This window comes from Variovorax paradoxus B4 (genome assembly GCF_000463015.1).
GTDB classification, from domain to species: Bacteria; Pseudomonadota; Gammaproteobacteria; order Burkholderiales; family Burkholderiaceae_C; genus Variovorax; species Variovorax paradoxus_E.
The window spans coordinates 5126967-5152110 of record NC_022247.1 but is presented as its reverse complement, the minus strand read 5'-3'; the positions used below and the strand labels follow the sequence as shown (position 1 = coordinate 5152110).

The window sequence follows — 25144 nt, the reverse complement described above, 5'->3', positions numbered from 1 at the left end:
GGGCTCAGCCGGTTTTCGTTCCAGTGCTTTCGCCGACCTGGCCGATCGGGCTCGCTTCGATGGCCTCGGTCCCGTCGGCCCCGGCCTGCGCCGACGGCGAGGCTCCCGCGGGCTTGCTCCACTTGTAGCGGATGCGCTGCACCGCGGCCTTGTAGACCGCGTCGAGCGGCTTGGCGCCGTCGACATTCAGGCCCAGGTCCTGCAGCAGGCCGTCGTGCACGCCGAAGGTCCAGCCGTGGATCTTGACCTTCTGGCCGCGGCCCCAGGCATCGACCATCACGGTGCTGACGGCCACGTTGACCACCTGCTCGGCCACGTTGAGTTCGCACAGCGCATCGACGCGCACGTCCTCGGGCAGGGTGTCGAGCATCACCGAGTGGCGGTCGCGCACGTCCTGGATGTGGCGGATCCAGTTGTCGGCCAGGCCGATGCGCTTGCCGCTGAGTGCCGCCTTCACGCCGGCGCAGCCGTAGTGGCCCACCACCATGATGTGCTCGACCTTCAGGTGCTCGACCGCGAACTGGATCGCCGAGAGCGCGTTGAGATCGGAATGCACCACGATGTTGGCAACGTTGCGGTGCACGAACACCTCACCTGGCTCCAGGCCGGTGATCTGGTTGGCAGGCACGCGGCTGTCGGAGCAGCCGATCCACATGTAGCGCGGCGTCTGCTGCTTCACCAGGCTGGTGAAGAAGCCAGGCCGGTCGCGTTCCATCTGTGCGGACCAGGCACGGTTGTGGGCAAACAGGTCGTCAAGGTTGTCGGACATGGGAGTGATTGTCGATGAGTCGTGGTTCGGTCTGGAATCTCAGGCCGCCCTGGCCGCTTTCTGTGCCTTGGCCAGGGTCGCGCGGCCCTTTTTCTCGTGCTCGCGCACTTCCGCCAGGTTGGCCTGCAGCTCGGCCAGCTGCGCCTCGAGCTGCGCACGGTGGGCGCCCAGCACGCCAAGGAACTTCTGCAGCTGCGCCACGGTGTCGCGCGGGCTGTCGTACATGTCGAGGATTTCCTTGGCCTCGGTCAGGCTCAGGCCCAGGCGCTTGGCCCGCAGCGTGAGCGTGAGCCGCGCCCGGTCGCGCGCGCTGTAGACGCGCTGCATGCCGGCGCGCTCCGGCGTCAGCAGCCCCATGTCTTCATAGAAGCGGATGGCGCGCGTCGTGAGGTCGAACTCCTTCGCGAGCTGGCTGATGGTGAAGGTCTGCGCGGACATGTGGGTGCGGGTTGTCGAAAAGCCGTCTGAAGGGGGCGTTGCAAGGGCGACAGCAGGTTTTCTCCGCTCTCCCTACAATGATGCCCTCAACCTATGACGTTTACGTAAACGTCAATCTTACATGAACCTCCTCGAACGCGAACTCCACTACCCCCTGGGCGACACCCTGCCCGCCGCCGGCGAAGCACTGGAAGTCGCGCCGGGCGTGCGATGGATCCGCATGCGGCTGCCGTTCGCGCTCGACCACATCAACCTCTGGCTGCTGCGCGACAGCCTCGACGGCGTCGAGGGCTGGACGGTGGTCGACTGCTGCATTGCGCACGACGAAGCCCGTGCCCAGTGGGAGCAGATCTTCGAAACCCAGCTGCAGGGCCTGCCGATCCTGCGCGTGATCGTCACCCACATGCACCCCGACCACATCGGCCTGGCCGAGTGGCTGTGCACGCGCTGGAACGCGCCGCTGTGGATCAGCTCGACCGACTACCACGTGGCCCGCGTGCTGAGCACCGCCGGCGACACGCTGGCGGGCGGCGACGCGGCGGCGCGCTTCTTCGCCTCGCACGGCCTGACCGACCCCGGGGCGGTCGCCAAGATCCGCGCGCGCACCAACTACTACGCCAACATGGTGCCCTCCGTGCCCGACCGCTTCACGCGCATGATGGACGGCGACACCGTGGCCATCGACGGCCACGCCTGGCGCTGCATCAGCGGCTACGGCCACGCGCCCGAGCACATCGCGCTGTACTGCGACGAGCTGAAGCTGCTGCTGGGCGGCGACATGATGCTGCCGCGCATCTCGACCAACGTGAGCGTGCACGCGGGCGAGCCCGAAGCCAACTCGCTGCGGCTCTTCCTGGACAGCATCGACAAGTTCAAGGCGCTGCCGGCCGACACGCTGGGCCTGCCTTCGCACGGCAAGCCGTTCACGGGCATTCACCGCCGCGTCGACCAGCTGCAGGAGCACCACCGCGACCGCCTGGCCGAACTGCTCGAAGCCTGCACCGCGCGACCGCTGACCGCGGCCGAGGGCCTGCCCATCCTGTTCAAGCGCGAACTCGATCTGCACCAGATGACCTTCGCGATGGGCGAGACCGTGGCGCACCTGCACCTGCTGTGGTTCGCGGGCCAGGTCAGGCGCGAGCTGGGCACGGACGGCATCTACCGTTTCGGCGCCGGCAGCGCAGCGGGCCAGGGACTTTAGACTCGGTGGATGGACACGCTTGCTGAGCTGCGCGCGGGCCGGCTGGCAGGCGCCACCAGGCTCGACCTCTCGTGCGGACTCACCGAGTTCCCGCGCGAAATATTCGACCTGGCCGATTCGCTCGAGACCCTGAACCTCTCCGGCAATGCGCTCGACGCGCTGCCCGCCGACCTGGGCCGGCTGCATCGCCTGCGCGTGCTGTTCTGCTCCGACAACCGTTTCACGCAACTGCCCGAATCCGTCGGCCAGTGCCAGGCGCTGGAGATGGTCGGGTTCAAGGCCAACCGCATCCGCACCGTGCCTGCCGCCGCGTTGCAGCTGCGGTCGCTGCGCTGGCTGATCCTGACCGACAACCAGATCGAGACAATGCCCGAGTTGCTGGGCCAGTGCACCGCAATGCAGAAGCTCATGCTCGCCGGCAATCAACTGCGGGCGCTGCCGGAATCGCTGGCGGCCTGCGGCCGGCTCGAACTGCTGCGCATTTCAGCCAACCGCTTCGAGGCGCTGCCCCCATGGCTGCTCTCGCTGCCGCGCCTGTCGTGGCTCGCGGGCGCTGGCAACCCCTGCGACACGCAGGCCGAGGAAGCAGCCATCGCCGCGCAGTCGGTGCCGCATGTCGACTGGCGCGACCTGGCGCTGGGGCAGAAGCTCGGCGAAGGTGCTTCGGGGGTCATTCACCAGGCGGCGCTGGGTCCCGCGTCGCAGCCGGTGGCCGTCAAGCTGTTCAAGGGCGCGGTCACCAGCGACGGCTGGCCGCACAGTGAAATGGCCGCCAGCATCGCGGCCGGCGCGCATCCGACATTGATTGCCGCGCAAAGCCGGATCGACGGACATCCGGACGGCACCCAGGGCCTGGTCATGGCGCTGGTGGATCCGTCTTTCCGCACGCTCGCCGGGCCGCCGAGCCTCGCGTCCTGCACGCGCGACGTCTATCCGGCCGATGCGCAGTGGACTTCCGCCGTGGCATTGCGCATCGCCCGCGACATCGCTGCCGCCATGCAGCACCTGCATGCGCGCGGCATCCTCCACGGCGACCTCTACGCACACAACATCCTCTGGAACGCACAAGGCGGCGGTTTGCTCGGCGACTTCGGCGCGGCCTGGATGACCGGCGCGCTCGGCCCGGTGCAGGCCCGGGCGCTGCAGCGGCTGGAGATGCGCGCCTTCGGCTGCCTGCTGGAAGAGCTGCTCGAGCGTTGCGGCGATGCGCCGCCGCAAGCCATGGCCGCATTGAAAGACCGCTGCATGCAGGCCGACGTGTCCGCGCGGCCCTCGTTCGCCGAAGCCTTGGCGCTGCTCCAGGGCGAGCTCTCGCAATGACGAGCCAACGGCTGCCCCTGCCCACGCGCGACGGCGTCGGCCCGAGTTGCGTCGGCCTTCCGCAAGGCCCCTGGCCCACCATCGCCGAGTTCCTGGTCGAACGCTTTCCCGCGATCACGCGCGAGGCATGGATGGCCCGCATGGAAGCCAGCGACGTGGTCGACGAGCACGGCGTGCCCGTGACCGCGCAGCGCCGCTACCAGGCGCCATTGCGCGTGTACTACTACCGCACGCTCGATGCCGAGGTGCACATTCCCTTCGACGAGCAGGTGCTGTTCCAGGACGACCAGCTGGTGGTGGCGGACAAGCCCCCGTTCCTGCCCGTGACCCCCACCGGCAAGTACCTGCAGGAAAGCCTGCTGGTGCGGCTCAAGCGCAAGCTGAAGCTCGACGACCTGGTGCCGCTGCACCGCATCGACCGCAGCACGGCGGGGCTGGTGCTGTTCTCGGTGCGCCCCGAAACGCGCGGCGCCTACCAGGCCATGTTCCCGGAGCGCCGCATCGCCAAGCACTACGAGGCCGTGGTGCCATGGCGGCCGGGCGTGTCGTCGGTGCCCGGCACCTACCGCAGCCGGCTGGTCGACGACGACCACTTCATGCGCGTGAAGGAAGAGGCCGGCGAGCCCAACTCCGAAACGCGCATCGCCGTGGAACAGATGGCGGGCGGCCACGCCTTGCTCAGGCTCTCGCCGGTCACCGGCCGCAAGCACCAGCTGCGGGTGCACTGCATGGCGCTGGGCATGCCGATCGTGAACGATCCGTTCTACCCCGTGCTGCTGCCGCCCGACAGCGACGACTTCGACAAGCCCCTGCAGCTGCTGGCCAAGTCGGTGGCGTTCCAGGACCCGGTGAGCGGCGAGCTGCGCAGCTTCACGAGCCCCCGGAGCCTGGCGCTGCCGCCAAGGTGACGCCTCGCGGGCACGCCGCGCACTAAGCTCGTTTCCTGGAGAAATCCCCCAGCATCATTTCATTCAGGAGACACCCGCACCATGGACACCACCCAACTCTTCTCGCTGAAGGGCCGCAGCGCCCTGATCACCGGCGGCTCGCGCGGCATCGGCCGCATGATCGCCGAGGGCTTCCTGGCCCAGGGCGCGCGCGTGTACATCTCGGCCCGCAAGGCCGCAGCCTGCGACCAGGCCGCCAAGGAGCTTTCGGCCTTCGGCCATTGCGTGTCTCTGCCGGCCGACGTGTCCACGCTGGAAGGCGCGCAGGCGCTGGTCGATGCCTATGCGAAGCATGAAGACGCGCTCGACATCCTGGTCAACAACGCCGGCGCGGCCTGGGGCGCGCCGTACGACGAGTTTCCCGAGAGCGGCTGGGACAAGGTGGTGGACCTGAACCTCAAGACGCCTTTCTTCCTGACCAAGGCGCTGACGCCGATGCTCAAGAAGGCCGCGACCGATCATCTGGCGAAGGTGATCAACATTGCTTCCATCGACGGCATCTCGGTGAATCCGCAGGAGACGTATTCCTACGCGGCGAGCAAGGCCGGCCTGATCCAGCTCACGCGGCGCATGGCGCTGCGGCTCGCGCAAGACCGGATCGTGGTGAGCGCGATTGCGCCGGGGGCGTTTGCTTCGGACATGAACAAGCTCGCGCGCGATCATGGCGACGAGGTGAAGGAGCGGATCCCTGCGGGGCGCATCGGGGTGCCCGAGGACATGGCGGGGGCGGCGATCTATCTCGCCTCTCGGGCGGGGGACTATGTGATGGGGTCTACGTTGGTGGTGGATGGGGGGGTGACACACGCGCGCTGAGTTTCTTGAGTTCCGGGGCCGGGTCTCGCCCCGGCCCCGGAACTAAAAAGCCCCCAATTGCTACCATCCCCCAACCCCCAGATACAGCACCCCCCATAAATGCCTCCATTCCCCTTCGCCGCAGTCCTCTTCGACTGCGACGGCGTCCTCGTCGACTCCGAACCCATCACCAACCGCGTCCTCGCCGAAATGCTCGGCGAACTCGGCTGGCATCTCACCACCGAAGAGTCGATGAACACCTTCACCGGCAAGGCGGTGAAGGACGAAGCCGCGCTCATCGAATCCAAGACCGGCGTCAGGATCACCGAGGAGTGGCTCAAGGCATTCAGGGCCCGCCGCAACGAAGCCCTCGAGCGCGACCTCGCGGCCATTCCGCACGCCCCCGCGGCCATCCGCGAAATTCATGCGCGGCTCAGGGGCCGCATCGCGTGCGCCTCGGGCGCCGATCGCCACAAGGTCGAACTGCAACTGGCGAAGGTCGACCTGCTCGATTGCTTCGAAGGCCGCATCTTCAGCGGCCACGAGATGCCGCGCTCCAAGCCGCACCCCGATGTGTACCTTGCCGCCGCCGAGGCGCTGGGTGTCGATCCAAAGCGCTGCGCGGTGGTCGAGGACACCGTCACCGGCGCGATGGCCGGCGTGGCCGCGGGGGCCATGGTGTTCGGCTACAGCACCGGTGAATCGGGCCACAGCGGGCCCGAGGCGCTGCGCAGCGTCGGCGCACTGCAGGTGTTCAGCGACATGAGGGAACTGCCCGCGCTGCTCGCTTCGCACGGCCTGCAGCCGGCCTGAAGAGAGGGCCTGAAGACCAAGCCCCTGCCGGGAGCAAGCCTGCAGGGTTTCTGCTGGAATGGCATCCGGCAAGCAAGTCCACAAGGAGCCCGATCCCATGACTTCCGAATACAAGACCGAGCAGCCCGACCGCGCCGAGATCGATGCCCTGAAGGGCCCGGCCGTGGTCGAGTTCGGCACCAACTGGTGCGGCATCTGCAAGGCCGCGCAGCCGAACATCGCCGAGGCCTTTGCCAAGTACCCGGACATCCCGCGCATCAAGGTCGAGGACGGCAGCGGACGACCGCTGGGCCGCTCGTTCAACGTGCGGCTGTGGCCCACGCTGGTGTTCATGCGCGACGGCACGCAGGTCGCGAAGCTCGTGCGTCCGGAAGACAGCCAGTCCATCGCCGATGCGCTGGCCCTGATCGCGCAGCCGGGCTGACGGCGCGCCGGATCCATCAGCCGATTCGCTGCTACAGCCCCTGCTGCCGGAAGTCGCGCGGCGCATGCCCCGTCCATTGCAGGAACGCACGCGAAAAGCTCTTCTCGTTGCGAAAGCCCACCGCCAGCGCCACCTGCTTGATGGGCCGGTTGGTGCGGCGCAACTGCTCCACCGCCATCTCGTGGCGCACTTCGTTCTTCAGCGTCTGCAGTGACGTGCCCTCTTCATGCAGCTGCCGGTGCAGCGTGCGGCTCGATACATTGAGCAGCGTGGCCAGCGCCTCCGCCGTGGTGGCCTCGGCGGCGCGCGAGCGCAGCAGCTCGCGCACGCGCTGCCCCAGCAGGCGGTCGCGCCGGTACTGCAGCACCGTGAGCGGCAGTGCCCGCTTGAGCATGGTGCGCAGCGCACGCTCGTCGCGCTGCAGCGGCAGGGCGAGGTAGCGCTCGTCGAAGCTGATGCTGGCCCCGGAGGCATCGAAGCGCACGTCGGGCGTGAACATCAGCGGATAGGCGTCGCCGTGCGGCGGCGCTGCAAAGGGAAAGGTCGCGTCGCGCAGCGAAATGCGCGAGTCGATGGCCCAGCAGACATACCCGTGCAGGAAGCGCAGGCTGGTCACCAGGCAGAACTCGCGGAACGCCTCGTCCAGCGGGCGGTGCTCGGCGATGCGCAGCGTGGCCACGCCGCCCGACACCTCCAGCGCCAGCGTGATGTCCTCGGTCAGCAGGCGGTGATGGCGGCACCAGCGCTTGATGGCCACGCCCAGGTCGGGCGAGCTCAGCGAGGCGCGGCACAGCATGCCGTAGCTGCCCCAGGGCAGGCGCCGCGAGAACCAGCCGAGCGCCTCGTCGTCGAGCTCCTGCATCGCGTGGTCCGACAGCGCCTCGAACTGCGCGGCCGTCACCCGCGCGCCGGGCCGGGCCAGCTCGCGCGGCGTGATCTGTGCCGCTTGCAGCGCCCCCGAGGGATCGATGCCGTAGCGCTCGTAGCCCTGCACGATGGCTCTCACAAAGGCCATTGGCGTGACGGCGCGGGCGGGTCGGAGGAAGGACGGGGACGACATGGTCGGTTGGATCTGGCGTGGCGCAATTTGCAACCATTGTGGCGCCAATTGCGGCGCGGCGAGGCGTAAGCTGCATTCTTCCAAGCGCCAATACGCGTGGGACAACCTGCGCGCCGACCCCTCAGAGGAGACAAGACACATGCACGATCCCGGCCTGAACTTCGACCTGGGCGACACCATCGACTCGCTGCGCAGCGCGATCCAGGACTTCGCCGCGAACGAAATCGCCCCGCGCGCTGCAGACATCGACCGCGACAACCTGTTCCCGCACGACCTGTGGCAGAAGCTCGGCGAGCTCGGCCTGCACGGCATGACGGTGAAGGAAGAGTTCGGCGGCACCGAGCTGGGCTACCTCGCCCACATCGTGGCGATGGAAGAGGTGTCGCGCGCCTCGGCCTCGGTGGGGCTCTCCTACGGCGCGCACTCCAACCTGTGCGTGAATCAGATCCACCGCAACGGCAGCGACGCGCAGAAGAAGAAATACCTGCCCAGGCTCGTGAGCGGCGAGCACGTGGGCGCGCTGGCCATGAGCGAGCCCAACGCCGGCTCCGACGTGGTGAGCATGAAGCTCAAGGCCGAGAAGAAGAACGGCTACTACGTGCTCAACGGCGGCAAGATGTGGATCACCAACGGCGGCGACGCCGACACGCTGGTGATCTACGCCAAGACCGAACCCGAGATGGGCGCGCGCGGCATGACGGCCTTCATTGTCGAGAAGGGCTTCAGGGGCTTTTCGGCCGGCACCAAGCTCGACAAGCTCGGCATGCGCGGCTCCAACACCTACCCGCTTTTTTTCGACAACTGCGAAGTGCCCGAAGAGAACGTGCTCGGCGGCGAAGGGCAGGGCGCGAAGGTGCTGATGAGCGGCCTCGACTACGAACGCGCGGTGCTCTCGGGCGGCCCGCTGGGCATCATGGCCGCGTGCATGGACGCGGTGCTGCCCTTCATCCACGAGCGCAAGCAGTTCGGCCAGAGCATCGGCGAGTTCCAGCTGATGCAGGGCAAGCTGGCGGACATGTACTCGACGTGGCAGGCCACGCGCGCCTACGTGTATGCCGTGGGCAAGGCCTGCGACCGCAACGACCACGCGCGCACTTTCCGCAAGGATGCGGCCGGCGCCATTCTCTACTCGGCCGAGAAGGCGACGTGGATGGCCGGCGAGGCGATCCAGGCGCTGGGCGGCGTGGGGTACACGAAGGACTTTCCGGTCGAGCGGCTGTGGCGCGATGCCAAGCTGTACGAGATCGGTGCGGGCACGAGCGAGATCCGCCGCATGCTGATCGGGCGCGAGCTGTTTTCGGAAACTGCATAGGATGAAGCGCGCCGTCCCCTCTTCCTCCCTCTCCCTCCGGGAGAGGGCTGGGGTGAGGGAAACGGCGATCGAGCCGAGCGCGGCGCTTCATCCAGGGCCGAGCGCCCTCACCCCAACCCTCTCCCAAAGGGAGAGGGAGCAAGACAAGGAGACAAGACGATGCCACTGACGCAGAGCCTGGCCCAAGGTGCCACCGACGTCCCCCTCATCGAGCAAACCATCGGCGACTTCTTCGACGACATGGCCGCGAAGCAGCCCGACCGCGAGGCGCTCGTCAGCCGCCACGAAGGCAAGCGCTTCACCTACCGCGAACTGCAGGCCGAGTCCGGCAAGCTCGCCAGCGCATTGCTGAAGCTGGGGCTCGCACCCGGCGACCGCGTGGGCATCTGGTCGCACAACAACGCGCCCTGGGTGCTGATGCAGATCGCGACCGCCAAGGCCGGCCTGATCCTCGTCAACATCAACCCGGCTTACCGCACCTCCGAGCTCGAATACGCGCTCAACAAGGTCGGCTGCAAGGCGCTGGTGACGATGGCGCAGTTCAAGACCAGCGACTACCTCGGCATGCTGCGCGAACTCGGGCCGAAGCGCCTGCCGCTGTTGCGGCACACCTTCTGGATCGATGGCAAGGCCGCAGCCGATGTGGAAGAGCCGGGCATGCGGCGCTTCAGCCAGCTGCTCGCGAGCGGCGATGCAAGCGACCCGCGCGTGGCGCAGGTGCAGAAGACGCTCAAGGCCACCGACCCGATCAACATCCAGTTCACGAGCGGCACCACGGGCTTTCCCAAGGGCGCGACGCTCACGCACCGCAACATCCTCAACAACGGCTTCTTCATCGGCGAATGCATGAAGCTCACGCCCGCCGACCGGCTCTGCATCCCGGTGCCGCTTTACCACTGCTTCGGCATGGTGCTCGGCAACCTCGCCTGCCTCACGCATGGCTCGGCCATCGTGTATCCGAACGACGGCTTCGATCCGCTCACCGTGCTCGAGACCGTGCAGGCCGAGAAATGCACCGGCCTGCATGGCGTGCCCACGATGTTCATCGCAGAGCTCGACCATCCGCGCTTCAAGGAGTTCGATCTTTCCACGCTGCGCACCGGCATCATGGCCGGCTCGCCGTGCCCCATCGAGGTGATGAAGCGCGTGGTGAACGAGATGCACCTGGGCGAGATCACCATCGCCTACGGCATGACCGAGACCAGCCCGGTGAGCTGCCAGAGCAGCACCGACACGCCGCTGGACAAGCGCGTCTCCACGGTAGGCACCGTGCAGCCGCACATCGAAGTGAAGATCATCGACCCGGAGACCGGTGCGGTCATGCCGCCCGGCCAGTCGGGCGAGCTCTGCACGCGCGGCTACTCGGTGATGCACGGCTACTGGGAAGACGAGCCCCGGACGCGCGAGGCGATCGACGCCGAGCACTGGATGCACACCGGCGACCTTGCGACCATGGACGCCGAGGGCTACGTCAACATCGTCGGCCGCATCAAGGACCTCGTGATCCGCGGCGGCGAGAACATCTACCCGCGCGAGATCGAGGAATTCCTCTACCGCCACCCGAAGGTGCAGGACGTGCAGGTGGTCGGCCTGCCCGACAGGAGGTACGGCGAGGAGCTCTGCGCCTGGATCATCGTCAAGCCCGGCCAGGCCGCGACCGAAGACGAGATCCGCGATTTCTGCAAAGGGCAGATTGCGCACTACAAGGTGCCGAAATACATCCGCTTCGTCGCCGAGTTTCCGATGACCGTGACCGGCAAGATCCAGAAATTCAAGATCCGTGATGCGATGGCCGAGCAACTCGGCTTGACACAAGAAAAGACCGCATGAGCAAACTCGAAACCAAACTCAACGCCCGCTCGGCCGACTTCCAGGCCAATGCCGCCGCGATGCGTGCGCTGGTCGACGACCTGCACAAGCAGTTCGCCAAAGTGGAGCAGGGCGGGGGCGAGGCCGCACGCGCCAAGCACACGGCGCGCGGCAAGCTGCTGCCGCGCGACCGCGTGGCCGAGCTGCTCGACCCCGGCACGCCGTTCCTCGAGATCGCGCCGCTGGCCGCGCATGCGATGTACCTCGATGCCAAGGGTGCGGAGTCCGCGCCCGGTGCGGGCCTCATTGCGGGCATCGGCCGCGTGAACGGCGTCGACTGCATGATCGTCTGCAACGACGCGACGGTGAAGGGCGGCACCTACTACCCGATGACGGTCAAGAAGCACCTGCGCGCGCAGGAGATCGCCGAGCAGAACCGCCTGCCCTGCATCTACCTCGTCGACTCGGGCGGCGCCAACCTGCCAAACCAGGACGAGGTGTTCCCCGACCGCGACCACTTCGGCCGCATCTTCTACAACCAGGCCAACATGAGCGCCCAGGGCATTGCGCAGATCGCAGTGGTCATGGGCTCGTGCACGGCGGGCGGTGCCTATGTGCCGGCGATGAGCGACGAGTCGATCATCGTGAAGAACCAGGGCACCATCTTCCTGGGCGGCCCGCCGCTCGTGAAGGCAGCCACCGGCGAGGTCGTGACGGCCGAGGACCTGGGCGGCGGCGACGTGCACACACGGCTCTCGGGCGTGGTGGACCATCTGGCGCAGAACGACCTGCATGCGCTGGCGCTCGCACGTTCGGCCGTGGCCAACCTCAATGCGAAGGCCGCGGCGCAGCCGGCGGCCGAGGCCGCTGCGGCGGTGCGCCCACCCGAGTTCCCGCGAGAAGAGCTCTACGGCGTGATCCCGACCGACACGCGCAAGCCCTTCGACGTGCGCGAGATCATCGCCCGCATCGTCGATGGCAGCGAGTTCCACGAGTTCAAGGCCCGCTTCGGCGCCACGCTGGTCTGCGGCTTCGCCGAGATCGAGGGCATGCCGGTGGGCATCATCGCCAACAACGGCATCCTGTTCAGCGAATCGGCGCAGAAGGGCGCGCACTTCATCGAGCTGTGCTGCCATCGCAAGATCCCGCTGGTGTTCCTGCAGAACATCACCGGCTTCATGGTGGGGCGCAAGTACGAGAACGAGGGCATCGCGCGCCACGGCGCCAAGATGGTGACGGCCGTGGCCACGGCCAACGTGCCCAAGTTCACCATCATCATCGGCGGCAGCTTCGGCGCCGGCAACTACGGCATGTGCGGCCGCGCTTACAGCCCGCGCTTTCTCTGGATGTGGCCCAACGCGCGCATCAGCGTGATGGGCGGCGAGCAGGCCGCGAGCGTGCTGGCCACGGTGAAGCGCGACGGCATCGAACTCAAGGGCGGCAGCTGGAGCAAGGAAGAGGAAGAAGCCTTCAAGGCACCGATCCGCCAGCAGTACGAAGACCAGGGCCACCCGTACTACGCGACGGCGCGGCTGTGGGACGACGGCATCATCGATCCGGCGGATACGCGGCGGGTGCTGGCGCTCGGTTTGGCCGCTTCGCGCAACGCGCCGATTCCCGAGCCGAAGTTCGGCATCTTCCGGATGTAGCAAATGGCGAAGTTTTCTTGCGCATCGAGTCGAGACGGGCATCGCATTCCAGGGCGTGCTCCCGCCGACGGAGTACCCGGTGGCCTGTGCACACGCCCCGAACAAACGCGCACCGCGTCACGGATGACTGACATGACCTTCACCAAACTGAAACTCGAAATCCAGGACACCATCGCACGCATCTGGCTCGACCAGCCCGATGCGCGCAATGCCTTCGACGATGTGGTCATCGCCGAGCTGACGCAGGCCTTTGCCGAAGCCGGCGCTGCGCCGCACATCAAGGCCATCGTGCTCGGCGCCAACGGCCCCGCCTTCTGCGCGGGCGCGAATCTCAACTGGATGCGCCGCATGGCCGACTACACGCGCGGCGAGAACATCGCCGACGCGGGCAAGCTGGCCGCCATGCTGCGCACCATTGCCGAATGCCTCAAGCCCACCATCGCGCGCGTGCAGGGCGATGTGTATGCGGGCGGCATGGGCCTGGTCGCGGCCTGCGACATGGCGGTGAGCGTGGACACCGCGTGGTACTGCCTGAGCGAAGTCAAGATCGGCCTCGTGCCCGCGACCATCAGCCCGTATGTGCTGCGCGCCATGGGCACGCGCGCATCGCAGCGCTACTTTCTCACGGCCGAACGCTTCACGGCCGCCGAGGCGCACCGCATCGGCTTCGTGCATGAGGTCGTCGCGGCCGATGCGCTCGATGCCAAGGTCGACGAACTCGTGAAGGCGCTCACCGCTGCCAGTCCCGCCGCGGTGCGTGCCTGCAAGCAACTGATCGCCGACGTGGATGGCCGCGAGATCGACGACGCGCTGATCGCCAAGACCGTCGAAGGCATTGCCGACATTCGCGCCAGCGACGAAGGCCGCGAAGGCGTGCAGGCCTTCCTGCAGAAGCGCAAGCCGTCCTGGCTGGGCCGCTGAGCGCACGTCATGAACGCGCTCGACATGCCCCAGCTGCTTGCACTGGCCGCGGCCATCGGCTGGGCCAGCGGCGTTCGGCTGTACCTGGTCGTGCTGCTGACCGGGCTGGCCGGCTACTTCGGCTGGGTGCCGCTGCCCAGCGGGCTGCAGCTGCTGGCGCATCCGGTGGTCATCGCGGCCAGTGGCTTCATGGTGTTCATCGAATTCTTCGCCGACAAGATCCCGGGCCTCGATTCGCTGTGGGACGTGGTGCACACGGCCATCCGCATTCCCGCCGGCGCGGCGCTCGCGGCCAGCGTGTTCGGCGCCGATCATGGCGCGATGGCCATCGTCGCCGCGCTGCTCGGCGGCAGCTTTGCCGCGACCGCACACGCGGCCAAGGCCACGACGCGCGCGGCCATCAACACTTCGCCCGAACCGTTTTCCAACGTGGGCGCCTCGCTGGTCGAAGACTCGATGGTGCCGGCCGGGCTGTGGCTCTCGGTGGCGCACCCGCTGGTCTTCCTGGTGCTGTTCGTCTTCGTGCTGGTGCTCAGCGTGTGGCTCATCCGCAAGAGCTGGCGCTTTCTCAAGGCGCTGTTCACTCGCGTGGCCCGCATCTTCAGCGGGCGGCCCGATCCGGGCGTCACGCCTGCATTCCAACTGAAAAAGAATCCTCCGGGAGACACTCCGAATGTTTAAGAAGATCCTCATTGCCAACCGAGGCGAGATCGCTTGCCGTGTGGCCGCTACGGCGCGCCGCATGGCGATCCGCACCGTGGCCGTGTACTCCGATGCCGACGCGCACGCCAACCACGTGCGTGCCTGCGACGAGTCGGTGCACCTCGGCGGCAGCGCGCCCAAGGACAGCTACCTGCGCTGGGAAAAGATCCTCGAGGCCGCCAAGGCCACGGGCGCCGAAGCCGTGCACCCCGGCTACGGCTTCCTGAGCGAGAACGAAGAGTTCGCGCAGGCCTGCGCCGACGCGGGCCTGGTCTTCATCGGCCCGCCGCCCTCGGCCATCAAGGCGATGGGCCTGAAGGCCGAGTCGAAGCAGCTGATGGAAAAGGCCGGCGTGCCGCTGGTGCCGGGCTATCACGGCCACGACCAGAACCCGCAGCTGCTGCAGCGCGAGGCCGACCGCATCGGCTACCCGGTGCTCATCAAGGCCAGCGCGGGCGGCGGCGGCAAGGGCATGCGCGCGGTCGACAAGGCGGAAGATTTTGCCGCTGCGCTGGCGTCGTGCCAGCGCGAAGCCATCAACAGCTTCGGCGACGACGCGGTGCTGATCGAGAAGTACGTGCAGCGCCCGCGCCACATCGAGATCCAGGTGTTCGGCGACACGCACGGCAACTGCGTGTACCTGTTCGAGCGCGACTGTTCGGTGCAGCGCCGCCACCAGAAGGTGCTCGAGGAAGCGCCCGCGCCCGGCATGACCGAGGCGATGCGCAAGCAGATGGGCGAGGCCGCCGTGGCCGCGGCGCGCGCCGTGAACTACGTCGGCGCCGGCACGGTGGAGTTCATCGTCGAGCAGCGCGAAGGCGGCGAGATGAACTTCTTCTTCATGGAGATGAACACGCGCTTGCAGGTGGAGCACCCGGTGACCGAAGCCATCACCGGGCTCGACCTCGTCGAATGGCAATTGCGCGTGGCCTCGGGCGAGACGCTGCCCGCGAAGCAGCAGGAACTGCAGATCCACGGCCACGCGATCGAGGCGCGCATCTGCGCCGAGAACCCCGACAACAACTTCCTGCCGGCCACCGGCACGCTGCGCGTATACCGCAAGCCCCAGGCCACCGCGTTCCAGCGCAGCCGCGTGCGCATCGACGACGGTGTGCGCGAGGGCGGCGAGATCTCGCCCTTCTACGACTCGATGATCGCCAAGCTGATCGTGCACGGCAGCACGCGCGCCGAGGCGCTGGCGCGGCTCGACGCAGCGCTGGCGCAGGTGCAGATCGTGGGTGTGTCGACCAACGTGCAGTTCCTGCGCGGCATCCTCGCGACCGAATCGTTCTCCAAGGCCAACCTCGACACCGCGCTGATCGAGCGCGAGCGCGCCGTGCTGTTCGACCGCGAGGCGCTGGGCCTGCCGCTGGCCGCGGCCGCCGCCATCACGCGCACGCTGATCACCGAACGGCCGACCGGCTTGCCCGATCCGTTCGAGCGGCGCGACGGCTGGCGCTCGCATGGCGAGTACCGGCGCCACTTCGACTTCGAGTTCCGCGGCGCCGAGCAGACGGCCCTGCTGACTTACAGGCGCGACGGCAGCCTGTGGCTCGAAGCCGGTGGTGTCGAGGGTCCGCTGGTCGTGGGTCAGTTCCCGTCGGGTGAGTTCGAGGTCGAATTCGCCGGCACGCGGCAGACGCTGGACGTGCATCTGGACGGCGCCACGGCCCATGTGTTCGCGTCGAAGGGCGCCACGAAGATCACGGCCATCGACCGCCTGGCCCACGCGGGCGATACCCACGCCGAAGCCGGCCGCCTCACGGCGCCGATGCCCGGCAAGGTCGTGTCCTTCGCTGTCAGGGCGGGCGACAAGGTCAGCCGCGGCCAGCCGCTCGCGGTGATGGAGGCCATGAAGATGGAGCACACCATCGCGGCGCCGGCCGACGGCACGGTGGAAGAACTGATGTTCGTGCCAGGCGAGCAGGTGGCCGAGGGCGACGAACTGTTGCGAATGGCTGCGGCGGCGGCTTAACCAATCACCACTTCGCTGATCTGCATGACGGGCGCGATGTCGGTGTAGTTCCTGATGTCGCCCAGGATCTCCTTGGCATGCGGGCCGAACGCCGCCTGGAACGCCTCGGCCGAGTCGCAGAACACGTGGCACATGCCGACGTAGGTCGGCGGGGTGCCGGGCGCGCCGCCCGCCAGCCCCTTGTCGATGGTGTACGACTTGCAGGCATCGCCCATGCGCGCCTTCAACAGCGGCATGTGCTTGTCGCGGTAGTAGGCGTGGTCGAACCGTGCGCCTTCGGTGTAGGGGTACATCACGCTGACTTTGATCATGCTTCGTCTCCGGGTGTGTCGAGGTCTTTGGGGGGCGCACGAGCATAGAAGAAAGGCACCCGGAGGCACAAGCCGTCGACCCTGTCCATGGGCCGGGGCCCCTAAGATCCGGTGCATGAAAATCATCGTTTCCCTGACCGACAACCGCCCCGAACCCTGGATCGAAGGCCTCCGTGCCGAGCTGCCCGATGCGCAGATCGAGGCCTGGAAGCCGGGCGCCGCCCAGGCCGACCATGCGGTGGTGTGGGCGCCGCCCCAGCAGCTGCTCGACGAGCAGCCCGGGCTGCGCGGCCTGTTCAACATCGGCGCGGGCGTCGATGCCCTGCTCAAGCTGAAAGTCCCGGCGCACACGCGCATCGTGCGGCTCGACGACGCCGGCATGTCGGTGCAGATGGCCGAGTACGTGTGCCACACGCTGATCCGGCACTTCCGCGAGTTCGACGTCTACGAGGCCGATGCGCGCGAAGGCCGCTGGAGCTATCGCAAGCCGAAGCTGCGGCGCGATTTTCCGGTCGGGATCATGGGCCTGGGCGTGCTCGGCGAGCGGGTCGCTCAAGCCGTCGCGCAGTTCGAGTTTCCGGTGCTGGGCTGGAGCCGTTCGCCCAAGGCCATCGACGGCGTGAAGGTGTTCAGCGGCGAAGTGCAGTTCGACGAGTTCCTGTCGTCCACGCGCGTGCTGGTCAACCTGCTGCCGCTGACCGAGGCCACGCGCGGCATCCTCAACCGCAACACGCTCGGCAAGCTGCGGCCGGGCGGCTATCTCATCAGCATTGCGCGCGGCGCTCACCTGGTGGAAGACGACCTGATCCCAATGCTCGATGCCGGCCAGCTCGCCGGCGCCACGCTCGACGTGTTCCAGGTCGAGCCGCTGCCCGCCGACCACGCCTTCTGGCGGCATCCGAAGATCACCGTGACCCCGCACGGCTCGGCGCGCACGCTGCGCGAGGAATCCATCGCCCAGATCGCCGGAAAGATCCGCGCGATGGAACAGGGCCTGCCGGTCAGCGGCGTGGTCGATCCGGTCCGGGGGTACTAAGAAACTCATGCCATCGACCGCCGAATTTGACTGTGACCCCAGTTTCATGCCCCGGGGTCGGGCCTGCCCGATGGCGAACTACTGACAACGGCATGCGTTACCGGCGATTACGCTGAAAGGAGGCGCAGCCAGGGGCAAACCCTGACGCTTTTGTTTTTCACATACGCGAAAATTTCTTCATGGTTGTGAAAACAGCGTTTCGCGTGATCGAGATCGTCGAGCTCTTTGCCCGGGAGAAGCAGCCGCTGGCGCTGTCAGAGATGGCGCGCCTGCTCGAGATGCCGGTGTCCAGCTGCCTCGGGCTGATCCGCACGCTCGAGGAGCAGGGCTACATGTACGAGACCGGCCGCCGCCAGGGCTACTACCCCACCGGCCGGCTGCTGGCGATGGCGCAGATCATCGCGGCGCACGACCCGGTGCTCGACCGCGTGCGGCCCGCGCTCGAAGAGCTGCGCGACGGGGCGCGGGAAACCGTGCTGTTCGGCAAGTTCCGCGACCCGAACACTGTCGTCTACCTGGAAGTGCTGAGTGCGCCGCAGAGCATTCGCTATTCCGCCGAGTCGGGCGAGACGCGTCCGGCCTATGCCAATTCGATGGGCCGCGCGCTGCTCTCCACGCTCGCGCCCGAGGCGCGCCGCAAGCTGCTGGCAGCCACTCCGCTGGCACCGCTGACCGACGCCACGCTGACCACGCCCGACGCCATCGAGCAGGAGCTCGAACGCTCGCCCGCGCGCGGCTGGTACGGCAACCTGGGCGAGAGCATTCCCGATCTCGTGGGCCTGGCGTGGCCGTTGCGCATCGGGAGCGAGGCCTACGCCATTTCGGTGGCGGGCCCGCGCTACCGGCTGGAGCCGCGCATCGACGAGGTGGCGGCCATGCTGCGCTCCGCCTGCCTGGCCATCGAACACAAAGGTTGAAAACAATGACTTCCCCACGCTACTTCGTCCGCGAAAACGACATCGCCGGCTACCACCCGGCGAACCACACCGGCACGCTCAACAAGCGCCTGATCGGTCCCGAGACCGTGGGCGCGAAGCAGCTGGAGGTGCTGGTCGGCCACATCCAGAAGGGCAAGGGCGCGCTGCCGCATGCGCACCCGGGCATCGAGCAGGTCTGCTACATGCTCGAAGGCCGCGCGGTCGTCGAGGTGGGCGGCCAGCGGCAGGAGCTGCACCCGGGCGACAGCTGCTTTTTCCCGGCCGACGCGATGCACACCTTCACGGTGGTGAGCGACGAGCCGGTGCGCGTGCTGGTCATCTACAGCCCGCCGTACGAGGAATCGCCGGAGCGCGTGATCCGGCCCTGAACGACAACCACCCGGAGACAAACGACATGCAGACGAAGAACGCGACAACAACGGTCGCGGTGGCAAGCCGCCGCCGTTTCATTTCCATCGGCGCCGCCGCAGGCCTGGCCGGCGCGGCGCCCTGGGCCTTCGCACAGGAGGGCTACCCGAAGCAGCCGGTCAAGCTGATCGTGCCCTTCGCGGCCGGCAGCGGCACCGACGCGGTGGCGCGCATCACGGCGCAGATGCTGGGCGAGGCGCTCAAGGCCCCGGTCATCGTGGACAACCGCGCGGGCGCCAACGGCGTGATCGCTGCCGAGTTCGTGGCCAAGGCGCCGCCCGACGGCTACACGCTCTTCATGACCACCAACACCACGCATTCGGCCAATCCGAGCCTGATGAAGTCGCTGCCCTACGACCCGGTGAAGGACTTCGCGCCCGTGAGCCGCATGGGCAACCTGCCGTTCATGCTGGTGGTCAACAACGACCTGCCGGTGAAGAGCGTGGCCGAGCTGCTGGCCTGGGGCCGGGCCCATCCGGGCAAGCTGACCTATGCGAGCGGCAACAGCACCGGCATCGTGAGCGGTGCCACGCTCTCGCGCATGAGCGGCGTGCCGATGCTGCACGTGCCCTACAAGAGCACGCCGCCCGCGATTGCCGACCTGATCGGCGGGCAGGTGTCGATGATGGTGGTCGACCTCGCCGCGGGGCTCGCCACGGTGAAGGCCGGCAAGATGCGCGCGATTGCCGTCACCACGCAGGAGCGCACCAAGCTGTTTCCGGAACTGCCGCCGCTGGCCGATACGCCGGAACTCAAGGGCTTCGACATCACCTCGTGGAACGGCGTGTTCGCGCCGGCCGGCACGCCGCGCGACATCGTGCTGAAGCTCAACAAGGTGCTGTCGGAGATGGCGAACGGCACGGCCTTCCGCGAGCGCGTGGCGAAGCTGGGCTTCGATGCCTTCGGCAGCACGCCGGAAGAACTCGGGGCGTTCACCGTGTCGGAACTGGCCAAGTGGAAGAAGCTGATCCAGGCCGCGGGCATCCAACCCGAATGAGCGCGACCGGTCCTCTGGAAGGCATCCGCATCCTCGACCTCACGGCCGTGGTGATGGGCCCCTATGCCACGCAGACGCTCGGCGACCTCGGCGCCGACATCGTCAAGGTCGAGCCGCCCTCCGGCGACAACCTGCGCGCCGTCGGCCCGATGCGTCACGCCGGCATGGGCGCGATGGCGCTGCACCTCAACCGCAACAAGCGCTCGATCGTGCTCGACCTCAAGCAGCCCGAGGGCCGCGAGGCCTGCCTGCGGCTCGCGGCGGGCTGCGATGCCCTGATCTACAACACGCGCCCCCAGGCGATGGCACGGCTCGGGCTCGGCTACGAGGCCGTGGCCGCGGTCAACCCGAAGATCGTCTACCTCGGCGCCTTCGGCTACGGCGAAGAGGGCCCCTATGCCGGGAAGCCCGCCTACGACGACCTGATCCAGGGCGCGGCCGGCGTGGCCTCGCTGTTCGCGCAGCAAAGCGGCGACGCGCCGCGCTACGCGCCCGTCACGCTGGCCGACCGCGCCGTGGGGCTGCAGGCGGCCATCGCGCTGCTCGCCGCCGTGCTCAGCGCGCAGCGCACGGGCAAGGGCCAGGCGGTCGAGGTGCCGATGTTCGAAGCGCTCTCGCAGTTCGTGATGGGCGACCACCTCGGCGGCCACAGCTTCGAGCCGCCGCTCGGCCCCACCGGCTATGCGCGCCTGCTCGCGCCGCACCGCAAGCCCTACGCCACGGCCGACGGCTACCTGAGCGTGCTGATCTACAACGACAAGCACTGGCAGGCCTTCTTCGACGTGATCGGCCGGCCCGCGCTGCGCAGCTCGCCGATGTTCGGCACCCACACGGCGCGCGCGGCGAACATCGGCGCGGTCTATGCCTTCGTGGCCGAGGTGATGGCCACGCGCAGCAGCGATGCGTGGATGGCTGCGCTGGAGGCGGCCGACATTCCCGTCGCTCGCCTGCACAGCACCGAGAGCCTGATCGACGACCCGCACCTGCGCGCCGTCGATTTCTTTCCCGAGTTCGACCATCCGAGCGAAGGCCGCATCCGCACCCTCGCGCCGGTCGGCCGCTACAGCGCCACGCCCGCGGCCATTCGCCGCATGGCGCCGCGCATCGGCGAGCAGAGCGTCGAGCTGCTGCGCGAAGCCGGCTACCGCGATGCAGAGATCGACCGCCTGCTCGCACGCGGCGTCACGCTGCAGCCGGCTCCACCCAAGGACAACGACGAATGAACTTCTCCCTCAACGAAGACCAGCGCTCGCTGGTGGCCGCCATCGAACGGCTGTGCGAAGACTTCCCCGCCGACTACTGGCGCGACCACGACGACCGCGCCGCGTTCCCGCACGAGTTCCACCGCGCCGTGGCCGACAGCGGCTGGCTCGGCATCGCGATGCCCGAGGCGCAGGGCGGGGCGGGCCTCGGCATCACCGAGGCCGCGCTGATGATGCGCGCCATCAGCGCCTCGGGCGCGGGCATGTCGGGCGCGTCGTCGGTGCACATGAACATCTTCGGGCTCAACCCGGTGGTGGTGTTCGGCAGCGAGGCACAGCGCCAGCGCTTCCTGCCGCCGCTGATCGCCGGCACCGAGAAGGCCTGCTTCGCCGTGACCGAACCCGATGCGGGGCTCGACACCACCAGCCTCAAGACGCAGGCGGTGCGCCAGCCGCACGGCGGCTACCTGCTGCATGGCCGCAAGATCTGGATCTCGACCGCGCAGGTGGCCGACCGCATGCTGATCCTCACGCGCACCACGCCGATCGACCAGGTGAAGAAGCCCACGCAGGGGCTCACGCTGTTCTACACGCCGCTGGACCGCGACAAGGTCGAGGTGCGCGAGATCCACAAGCTCGGCCGTGCGGCGGTGGACTCGAACATGCTCTTCATCGACGGCCTCGAAGTGCCGGAAGAAGACCGCATCGGCGAGGAGGGGCGCGGCTTCGAATACATCCTGCACGGGCTCAACCCCGAGCGCATATTGATCGCGGCCGAGGCCATCGGCATCGGCCGTGCGGCCCTGCGCATCGCTTCGCAGTACGCGCAGGAGCGCGTCGTGTTCGGCCGGCCCATCGGCCAGAACCAGGGCGTGGCGCACCCTCTGGCGCGCGCCTGGGCCAACCTGGAGGCGGCCGACCTGATGGTGTTCAAGGCCGCCACGCTGTACGACGCGGGCGAGCCCTGCGGCATCGAGGCCAACGCCGCCAAGTACCTGGCGGCCGAGGCGGCGCACGACGCCTGCCAGAACGCCGTGCTCACGCTGGGCGGCATGGGCTATGCGAAGGAATACCATGTCGAGCGGCTGCTGCGCGAGAGCTACATTCCGCGCATTGCGCCGGTCAGCCCGCAGATGATCCTGAACTTCATCGCCGAGAAGGCGCTCGGGCTGCCCAGGTCGTACTGATCCGCGCCACAATGAACAACGACGCCACCGTCACCCGCCACCTCGTCATCCGCGGCCGCGTGCAGGGCGTGGGCTACCGCTGGTCGATGGTGCAGGCAGCAAAGCGACTCGGCGTGCGCGGCTGGGTGCGCAACCGCCGCGACGGCAGCGTGGAGGCACTTGCGGCCGGCGGGGCGGTCGCGGTGGAAGAGTTGATCCGTTGGGCGCGCCAGGGGCCGGCCGGCGCGCGCGTGGATGCGGTCGATCTGGTCGATGCAGGCGATGCGGGCACTGACGGCGTGCCCGGCGACTTCGAGCAGCGCGAAACCGCCTAGCGCCCGGCTGGCACCATTTGCAACCTCACAGGCGCGCATTGCTACCTTCCGCTGCTTGTGTACCAAGCAGGGCATTTCCATGTGTCGGACAATCGGAGACGGTTTTTCATCCTCCCGCGACACAAGAGACATCTCATGAAACTCCCCACCAAAGTCAAGATCGTCGACGTCGGTCCGCGCGACGGACTGCAGAACGAGAAGCAGCCGGTCTCCGCCGAAGTCAAGATCGGCCTCGTGCACCGCCTGCAGGACGCGGGCCTGAAGGAGATCGAGGTCACCAGCTTCGTGAGCCCCAAGTGGGTGCCGCAGATGGCCGACAACGCCGAGGTGATGCACGGCATCCAACGCAAGCCCGGCGTGCGCTACTCGGTGCTCACGCCCAACATGAAGGGCTTCGAGGCCGCCATTGCCGCGCCACGCGAGGAGTGGCCCGACGAGATCGTGGTGTTCGGCGCCGCGAGCGAAGCCTTCAGCCAGAAGAACATCAACTGCTCGATCGCCGAGAGCATCGAGCGCTTCGCACCCGTGGTGGCCGCGGCGCTCGACAAAGGCATCGATGTGCGCGGCGCCATGTCGTGCACCGTCGGCTGCCCCTACGAAGGCGAGATCGCACCCGAACGTGTGGGCATGCTGGCGAAGCTGATGAAGGACATCGGCGTGCAGCGCGTGGACGTGGCCGACACCATCGGCGTGGGCACGCCGCGCAAGGTGAAGGCCGCCATCGAGGCCGCGCTGGCGCATTTCGGCGTGGACCACATCTCGGGCCACTTCCACGACACCTACGGCCAGGCGCTGGTCAACACGCTGGCCTCGCTGGAGCTGGGGGTCTGGAACTTCCAGTCGTCCTCCGCCGGGCTGGGCGGCTGTCCCTACGCCAAGGGCGCGACCGGCAACGTGGCGACCGAGGACGTGGTCTACATGCTGCACGGCATGGGCATCGAGACCGGCATCGACCTCGACAAGCTGATCGACGCGGGCGTGTACATCAGCGAGGCGCTGGGGCGCGAGCCGAATTCGCGGGCGTCGAAGGCGATCCGCACGAAGCGGGCTGGTTGATGAGCTTCACCCCAAAGCAAGGACGCATGTGATGTGCGGCGCTGAACTTCACTCTCTTCCAGAGGGCGTGCAGCGCGTCTCGCGCGTGCTGCAGGACGCGGGCCATCCACATTCGCCGCGCATGCTCGACGACGCCTGCCGCACCGCGCAGCAGGCGGCCGACGCGCTCGGCATCGGGGTCGGGCAGATCGCCAAGAGCATCATCTTCCGGCGCAAGAGCGACGACGCGGCGGTGCTGGTCATCACCTCGGGCGACAAGCGCGTGGACGAGAAGAAGGTCGATGCGCTGGTCGGCAAGACCGGCCGCGCCGATGCGGAGTTCGTGAAGGCGCGCACCGGCTTCACGATCGGCGGCGTCTCGCCCGTGGCGCATGCCACGCCGCCGGTGGTGCTGATCGACCGCGAGCTGTTCCGCTTCGAGGAGATCTGGGCCGCGGCGGGCCATCCGCATGCGGTGTTCCAGCTGCACCCGCAAGACCTCGAGAAGCTCACCGGCGCGCCGGTGGCGGACGTGGTGTGACGACGTGAATTTCGACACCGCGCAAGCGCTGGCCGAACGCGCCGTGGTCGTGCAGCACTCGGCCGACGATGCGCCATCGCCCTGCACCTCGGTCTGCCGCATGGACCGCCTGAGCGGCTTTTGCGAAGGATGCCTGCGCACCATCCCCGAGATCGCGGGCTGGAGCAGGATGGAAGACGAGGCGCGGCGCGGCGTGTGGCGCGCGATAGAGTTGCGGGCACGGGCCGGCATCTGGCGCGTCCCGGAGCCATCAGGAGACCAGCACGCATGAAGCACATCGACTTCTACCTCGACTTCATCTCGCCCTACGCGCACCTTGCGTTCGAGCACCTGCCCCAGGCATTCGAAGGCCTGAGCTACAGCGTGGCCTACAAGCCGGTGCTGCTCGGCGCGATCCTCAAGCACCACGGGCAGCTCGGACCGGCCGAGATTCCTGCCAAGCGCAGCTGGACCTACCGCCACGTGCTCTGGCTCGGCCATGCGAACGGCATTCCCATCGAGATGCCGGCCTCGCATCCGTACAACCCGCTTGCGCATCTGCGGCTCGCGCTGTCGACCTCGGACGACGGCAGCATCAGCCGCCTCGTGGCCGAGACCATCTTCCGCAACGTGTGGCGCGGCGGCGAGGAAGCCGGCGATGCCACGCGCCTGGCTGCGCTGGCGGCGCAGCTGAAGCCGAAGCGCGACATGAACGGCGACGAGAACAAGGCGCTGCTCAAGCGCAACACCGACGAAGCCCTGCAGCTCGGCGTGTTCGGCACCCCGGCGTATGTGGTCGACGCCCGCCTGTTCTGGGGCTTCGACGGCCTTGCGATGCTGCGCGCCTACCTGGCCGGCGATGCGTGGTTCGAAGGCCCGCAATGGGCCGCGGCCGACCAGCGGCCTTCCTTGCTGCGAAGCAGCAAAAGCTGAGCAATCGGCCGATTTCTTACAGGCTGAAACGAGCCCCGCGGGTTTCACCTTAATTCGTAAGCGTCGGTTCAGTTTCGCGAAAGGCTCGGGTCAGTCGCGCCTCCAAGAATGCTTCACGGTCCCGAATGCCG

At 67.9% G+C, this 25144-nt stretch carries 27 protein-coding genes; 23 read left to right on the top strand and 4 right to left on the bottom strand.

All coding sequences use genetic code 11. The features are described from left to right. Positions 1-4: 4 nt before the first annotated feature. The gene (gene can, locus VAPA_RS23980) at positions 5-769 is read right to left on the bottom strand and encodes a carbonate dehydratase (protein ID WP_021012602.1); all 765 of its coding nucleotides are present in this window, start codon (positions 767-769) and stop codon (positions 5-7) included. Positions 770-808: 39 nt separating this feature from the next. Continuing rightward, positions 809-1207: a MerR family transcriptional regulator gene (locus VAPA_RS23975; protein WP_021012601.1), complete on the bottom strand. Its 399-nt coding sequence runs from the start codon at positions 1205-1207 to the stop codon at positions 809-811. Positions 1208-1328: 121 nt separating this feature from the next. Here VAPA_RS23975 and VAPA_RS23970 point away from each other — a divergent pair, with 121 nt between their 5' ends. The 6 genes from VAPA_RS23970 (at position 1329) to VAPA_RS23945 (ending at position 6704) form a co-directional block, all read left to right on the top strand. Then, positions 1329-2408, top strand: a complete 1080-nt coding sequence (locus VAPA_RS23970) for an MBL fold metallo-hydrolase (protein ID WP_021012600.1) — start codon at positions 1329-1331, stop codon at positions 2406-2408. 9 nt (positions 2409-2417) lie between these two features. Further along, positions 2418-3728 carry a leucine-rich repeat-containing protein kinase family protein gene (locus tag VAPA_RS23965; RefSeq protein WP_021012599.1) on the top strand — a complete coding sequence of 437 codons (1311 nt, stop codon included), beginning with the start codon at positions 2418-2420 and terminating at the stop codon, positions 3726-3728. After that, on the top strand, positions 3725-4636 hold the full coding sequence (locus VAPA_RS23960) for a pseudouridine synthase (RefSeq protein WP_021012598.1): 912 nt from the start codon (positions 3725-3727) through the stop codon (positions 4634-4636). Before VAPA_RS23965 ends, VAPA_RS23960 begins: the two co-directional genes overlap by 4 nt. Before the next feature lie 81 nt (positions 4637-4717). Beyond that, positions 4718-5488, top strand: a complete 771-nt coding sequence (locus tag VAPA_RS23955) for an SDR family oxidoreductase (RefSeq protein WP_021012597.1) — start codon at positions 4718-4720, stop codon at positions 5486-5488. Between the two features lie 99 nt (positions 5489-5587). Beyond that, positions 5588-6280, top strand: a complete 693-nt coding sequence (locus tag VAPA_RS23950; RefSeq protein WP_021012596.1) for an HAD family hydrolase — start codon at positions 5588-5590, stop codon at positions 6278-6280. Positions 6281-6377: 97 nt separating this feature from the next. Then, positions 6378-6704: a thioredoxin family protein gene (locus VAPA_RS23945; RefSeq protein ID WP_021012595.1), complete on the top strand. Its 327-nt coding sequence runs from the start codon at positions 6378-6380 to the stop codon at positions 6702-6704. Between the two features lie 31 nt (positions 6705-6735). Here the strand turns inward: VAPA_RS23945 and VAPA_RS23940 are convergent, their stop codons facing one another. Next, positions 6736-7764: an AraC family transcriptional regulator gene (locus tag VAPA_RS23940; RefSeq protein WP_021012594.1), complete on the bottom strand. Its 1029-nt coding sequence runs from the start codon at positions 7762-7764 to the stop codon at positions 6736-6738. A gap of 139 nt (positions 7765-7903) precedes the next feature. Here VAPA_RS23940 and VAPA_RS23935 point away from each other — a divergent pair, with 139 nt between their 5' ends. The 6 genes from VAPA_RS23935 (at position 7904) to VAPA_RS23910 (ending at position 16132) form a co-directional block, all read left to right on the top strand. After that, entirely contained in the window at positions 7904-9076 is a 1173-nt protein-coding gene (locus VAPA_RS23935) for an isovaleryl-CoA dehydrogenase (RefSeq protein WP_021012593.1), read from the top strand. A 159-nt stretch (positions 9077-9235) separates the two neighbouring features. Next, complete coding sequence (locus VAPA_RS23930) at positions 9236-10906, top strand: AMP-binding protein (protein ID WP_021012592.1); 1671 nt, start codon at positions 9236-9238, stop codon at positions 10904-10906. Next, positions 10903-12534, top strand: a complete 1632-nt coding sequence (locus VAPA_RS23925; protein WP_021012591.1) for a carboxyl transferase domain-containing protein — start codon at positions 10903-10905, stop codon at positions 12532-12534. Before VAPA_RS23930 ends, VAPA_RS23925 begins: the two co-directional genes overlap by 4 nt. A gap of 132 nt (positions 12535-12666) precedes the next feature. Beyond that, a complete protein-coding gene (locus VAPA_RS23920) occupies positions 12667-13455 on the top strand; it encodes an enoyl-CoA hydratase/isomerase family protein (RefSeq protein ID WP_021012590.1) in 789 nt (262 codons plus the stop codon). 9 nt (positions 13456-13464) lie between these two features. Further along, positions 13465-14136: a DUF4126 domain-containing protein gene (locus tag VAPA_RS23915; protein WP_021012589.1), complete on the top strand. Its 672-nt coding sequence runs from the start codon at positions 13465-13467 to the stop codon at positions 14134-14136. Beyond that, positions 14129-16132 (top strand): acetyl-CoA carboxylase biotin carboxylase subunit, encoded by a 2004-nt coding sequence (locus VAPA_RS23910; RefSeq protein ID WP_021012588.1) that lies wholly within the window; start codon positions 14129-14131, stop codon positions 16130-16132. Before VAPA_RS23915 ends, VAPA_RS23910 begins: the two co-directional genes overlap by 8 nt. On the opposite strand, the gene VAPA_RS23905 is transcribed toward VAPA_RS23910, so the two are convergent. Next, positions 16129-16443 (bottom strand): EthD family reductase, encoded by a 315-nt coding sequence (locus VAPA_RS23905; protein WP_021012587.1) that lies wholly within the window; start codon positions 16441-16443, stop codon positions 16129-16131. The genes VAPA_RS23910 and VAPA_RS23905 overlap by 4 nt on opposite strands. 115 nt (positions 16444-16558) lie before the next feature. Between VAPA_RS23905 and VAPA_RS23900 the strand changes: the two genes are divergently transcribed. From VAPA_RS23900 to VAPA_RS23850, 11 genes are all read left to right on the top strand, one after another. Further along, positions 16559-17479 carry a 2-hydroxyacid dehydrogenase gene (locus VAPA_RS23900; protein WP_021012586.1) on the top strand — a complete coding sequence of 307 codons (921 nt, stop codon included), beginning with the start codon at positions 16559-16561 and terminating at the stop codon, positions 17477-17479. Positions 17480-17658: 179 nt separating this feature from the next. Next, complete coding sequence (locus tag VAPA_RS23895) at positions 17659-18396, top strand: IclR family transcriptional regulator (RefSeq protein WP_021012585.1); 738 nt, start codon at positions 17659-17661, stop codon at positions 18394-18396. A gap of 5 nt (positions 18397-18401) precedes the next feature. Beyond that, entirely contained in the window at positions 18402-18785 is a 384-nt protein-coding gene (locus tag VAPA_RS23890) for a cupin domain-containing protein (protein WP_021012584.1), read from the top strand. A 26-nt stretch (positions 18786-18811) separates the two neighbouring features. After that, positions 18812-19822 carry a Bug family tripartite tricarboxylate transporter substrate binding protein gene (locus VAPA_RS23885; RefSeq protein ID WP_021012583.1) on the top strand — a complete coding sequence of 337 codons (1011 nt, stop codon included), beginning with the start codon at positions 18812-18814 and terminating at the stop codon, positions 19820-19822. Next, positions 19819-21045: a CaiB/BaiF CoA transferase family protein gene (locus VAPA_RS23880; protein ID WP_021012582.1), complete on the top strand. Its 1227-nt coding sequence runs from the start codon at positions 19819-19821 to the stop codon at positions 21043-21045. Before VAPA_RS23885 ends, VAPA_RS23880 begins: the two co-directional genes overlap by 4 nt. Next, positions 21042-22211, top strand: a complete 1170-nt coding sequence (locus tag VAPA_RS23875; protein WP_021012581.1) for an acyl-CoA dehydrogenase family protein — start codon at positions 21042-21044, stop codon at positions 22209-22211. Before VAPA_RS23880 ends, VAPA_RS23875 begins: the two co-directional genes overlap by 4 nt. 11 nt (positions 22212-22222) lie before the next feature. Then, positions 22223-22525, top strand: coding sequence for an acylphosphatase (locus tag VAPA_RS23870; protein WP_041946227.1), 303 nt, complete (start codon positions 22223-22225; stop codon positions 22523-22525). Positions 22526-22660: 135 nt separating this feature from the next. Continuing rightward, entirely contained in the window at positions 22661-23581 is a 921-nt protein-coding gene (locus VAPA_RS23865) for a hydroxymethylglutaryl-CoA lyase (RefSeq protein ID WP_021012579.1), read from the top strand. 31 nt (positions 23582-23612) lie between these two features. Then, positions 23613-24101 carry a YbaK/EbsC family protein gene (locus VAPA_RS23860; protein ID WP_021012578.1) on the top strand — a complete coding sequence of 163 codons (489 nt, stop codon included), beginning with the start codon at positions 23613-23615 and terminating at the stop codon, positions 24099-24101. A 4-nt stretch (positions 24102-24105) separates the two neighbouring features. Beyond that, positions 24106-24372: a DUF1289 domain-containing protein gene (locus tag VAPA_RS23855; protein WP_021012577.1), complete on the top strand. Its 267-nt coding sequence runs from the start codon at positions 24106-24108 to the stop codon at positions 24370-24372. After that, positions 24369-25013, top strand: coding sequence for a 2-hydroxychromene-2-carboxylate isomerase (locus VAPA_RS23850; RefSeq protein ID WP_021012576.1), 645 nt, complete (start codon positions 24369-24371; stop codon positions 25011-25013). Before VAPA_RS23855 ends, VAPA_RS23850 begins: the two co-directional genes overlap by 4 nt. The last annotated feature ends 131 nt before the right edge of the window (positions 25014-25144 follow it).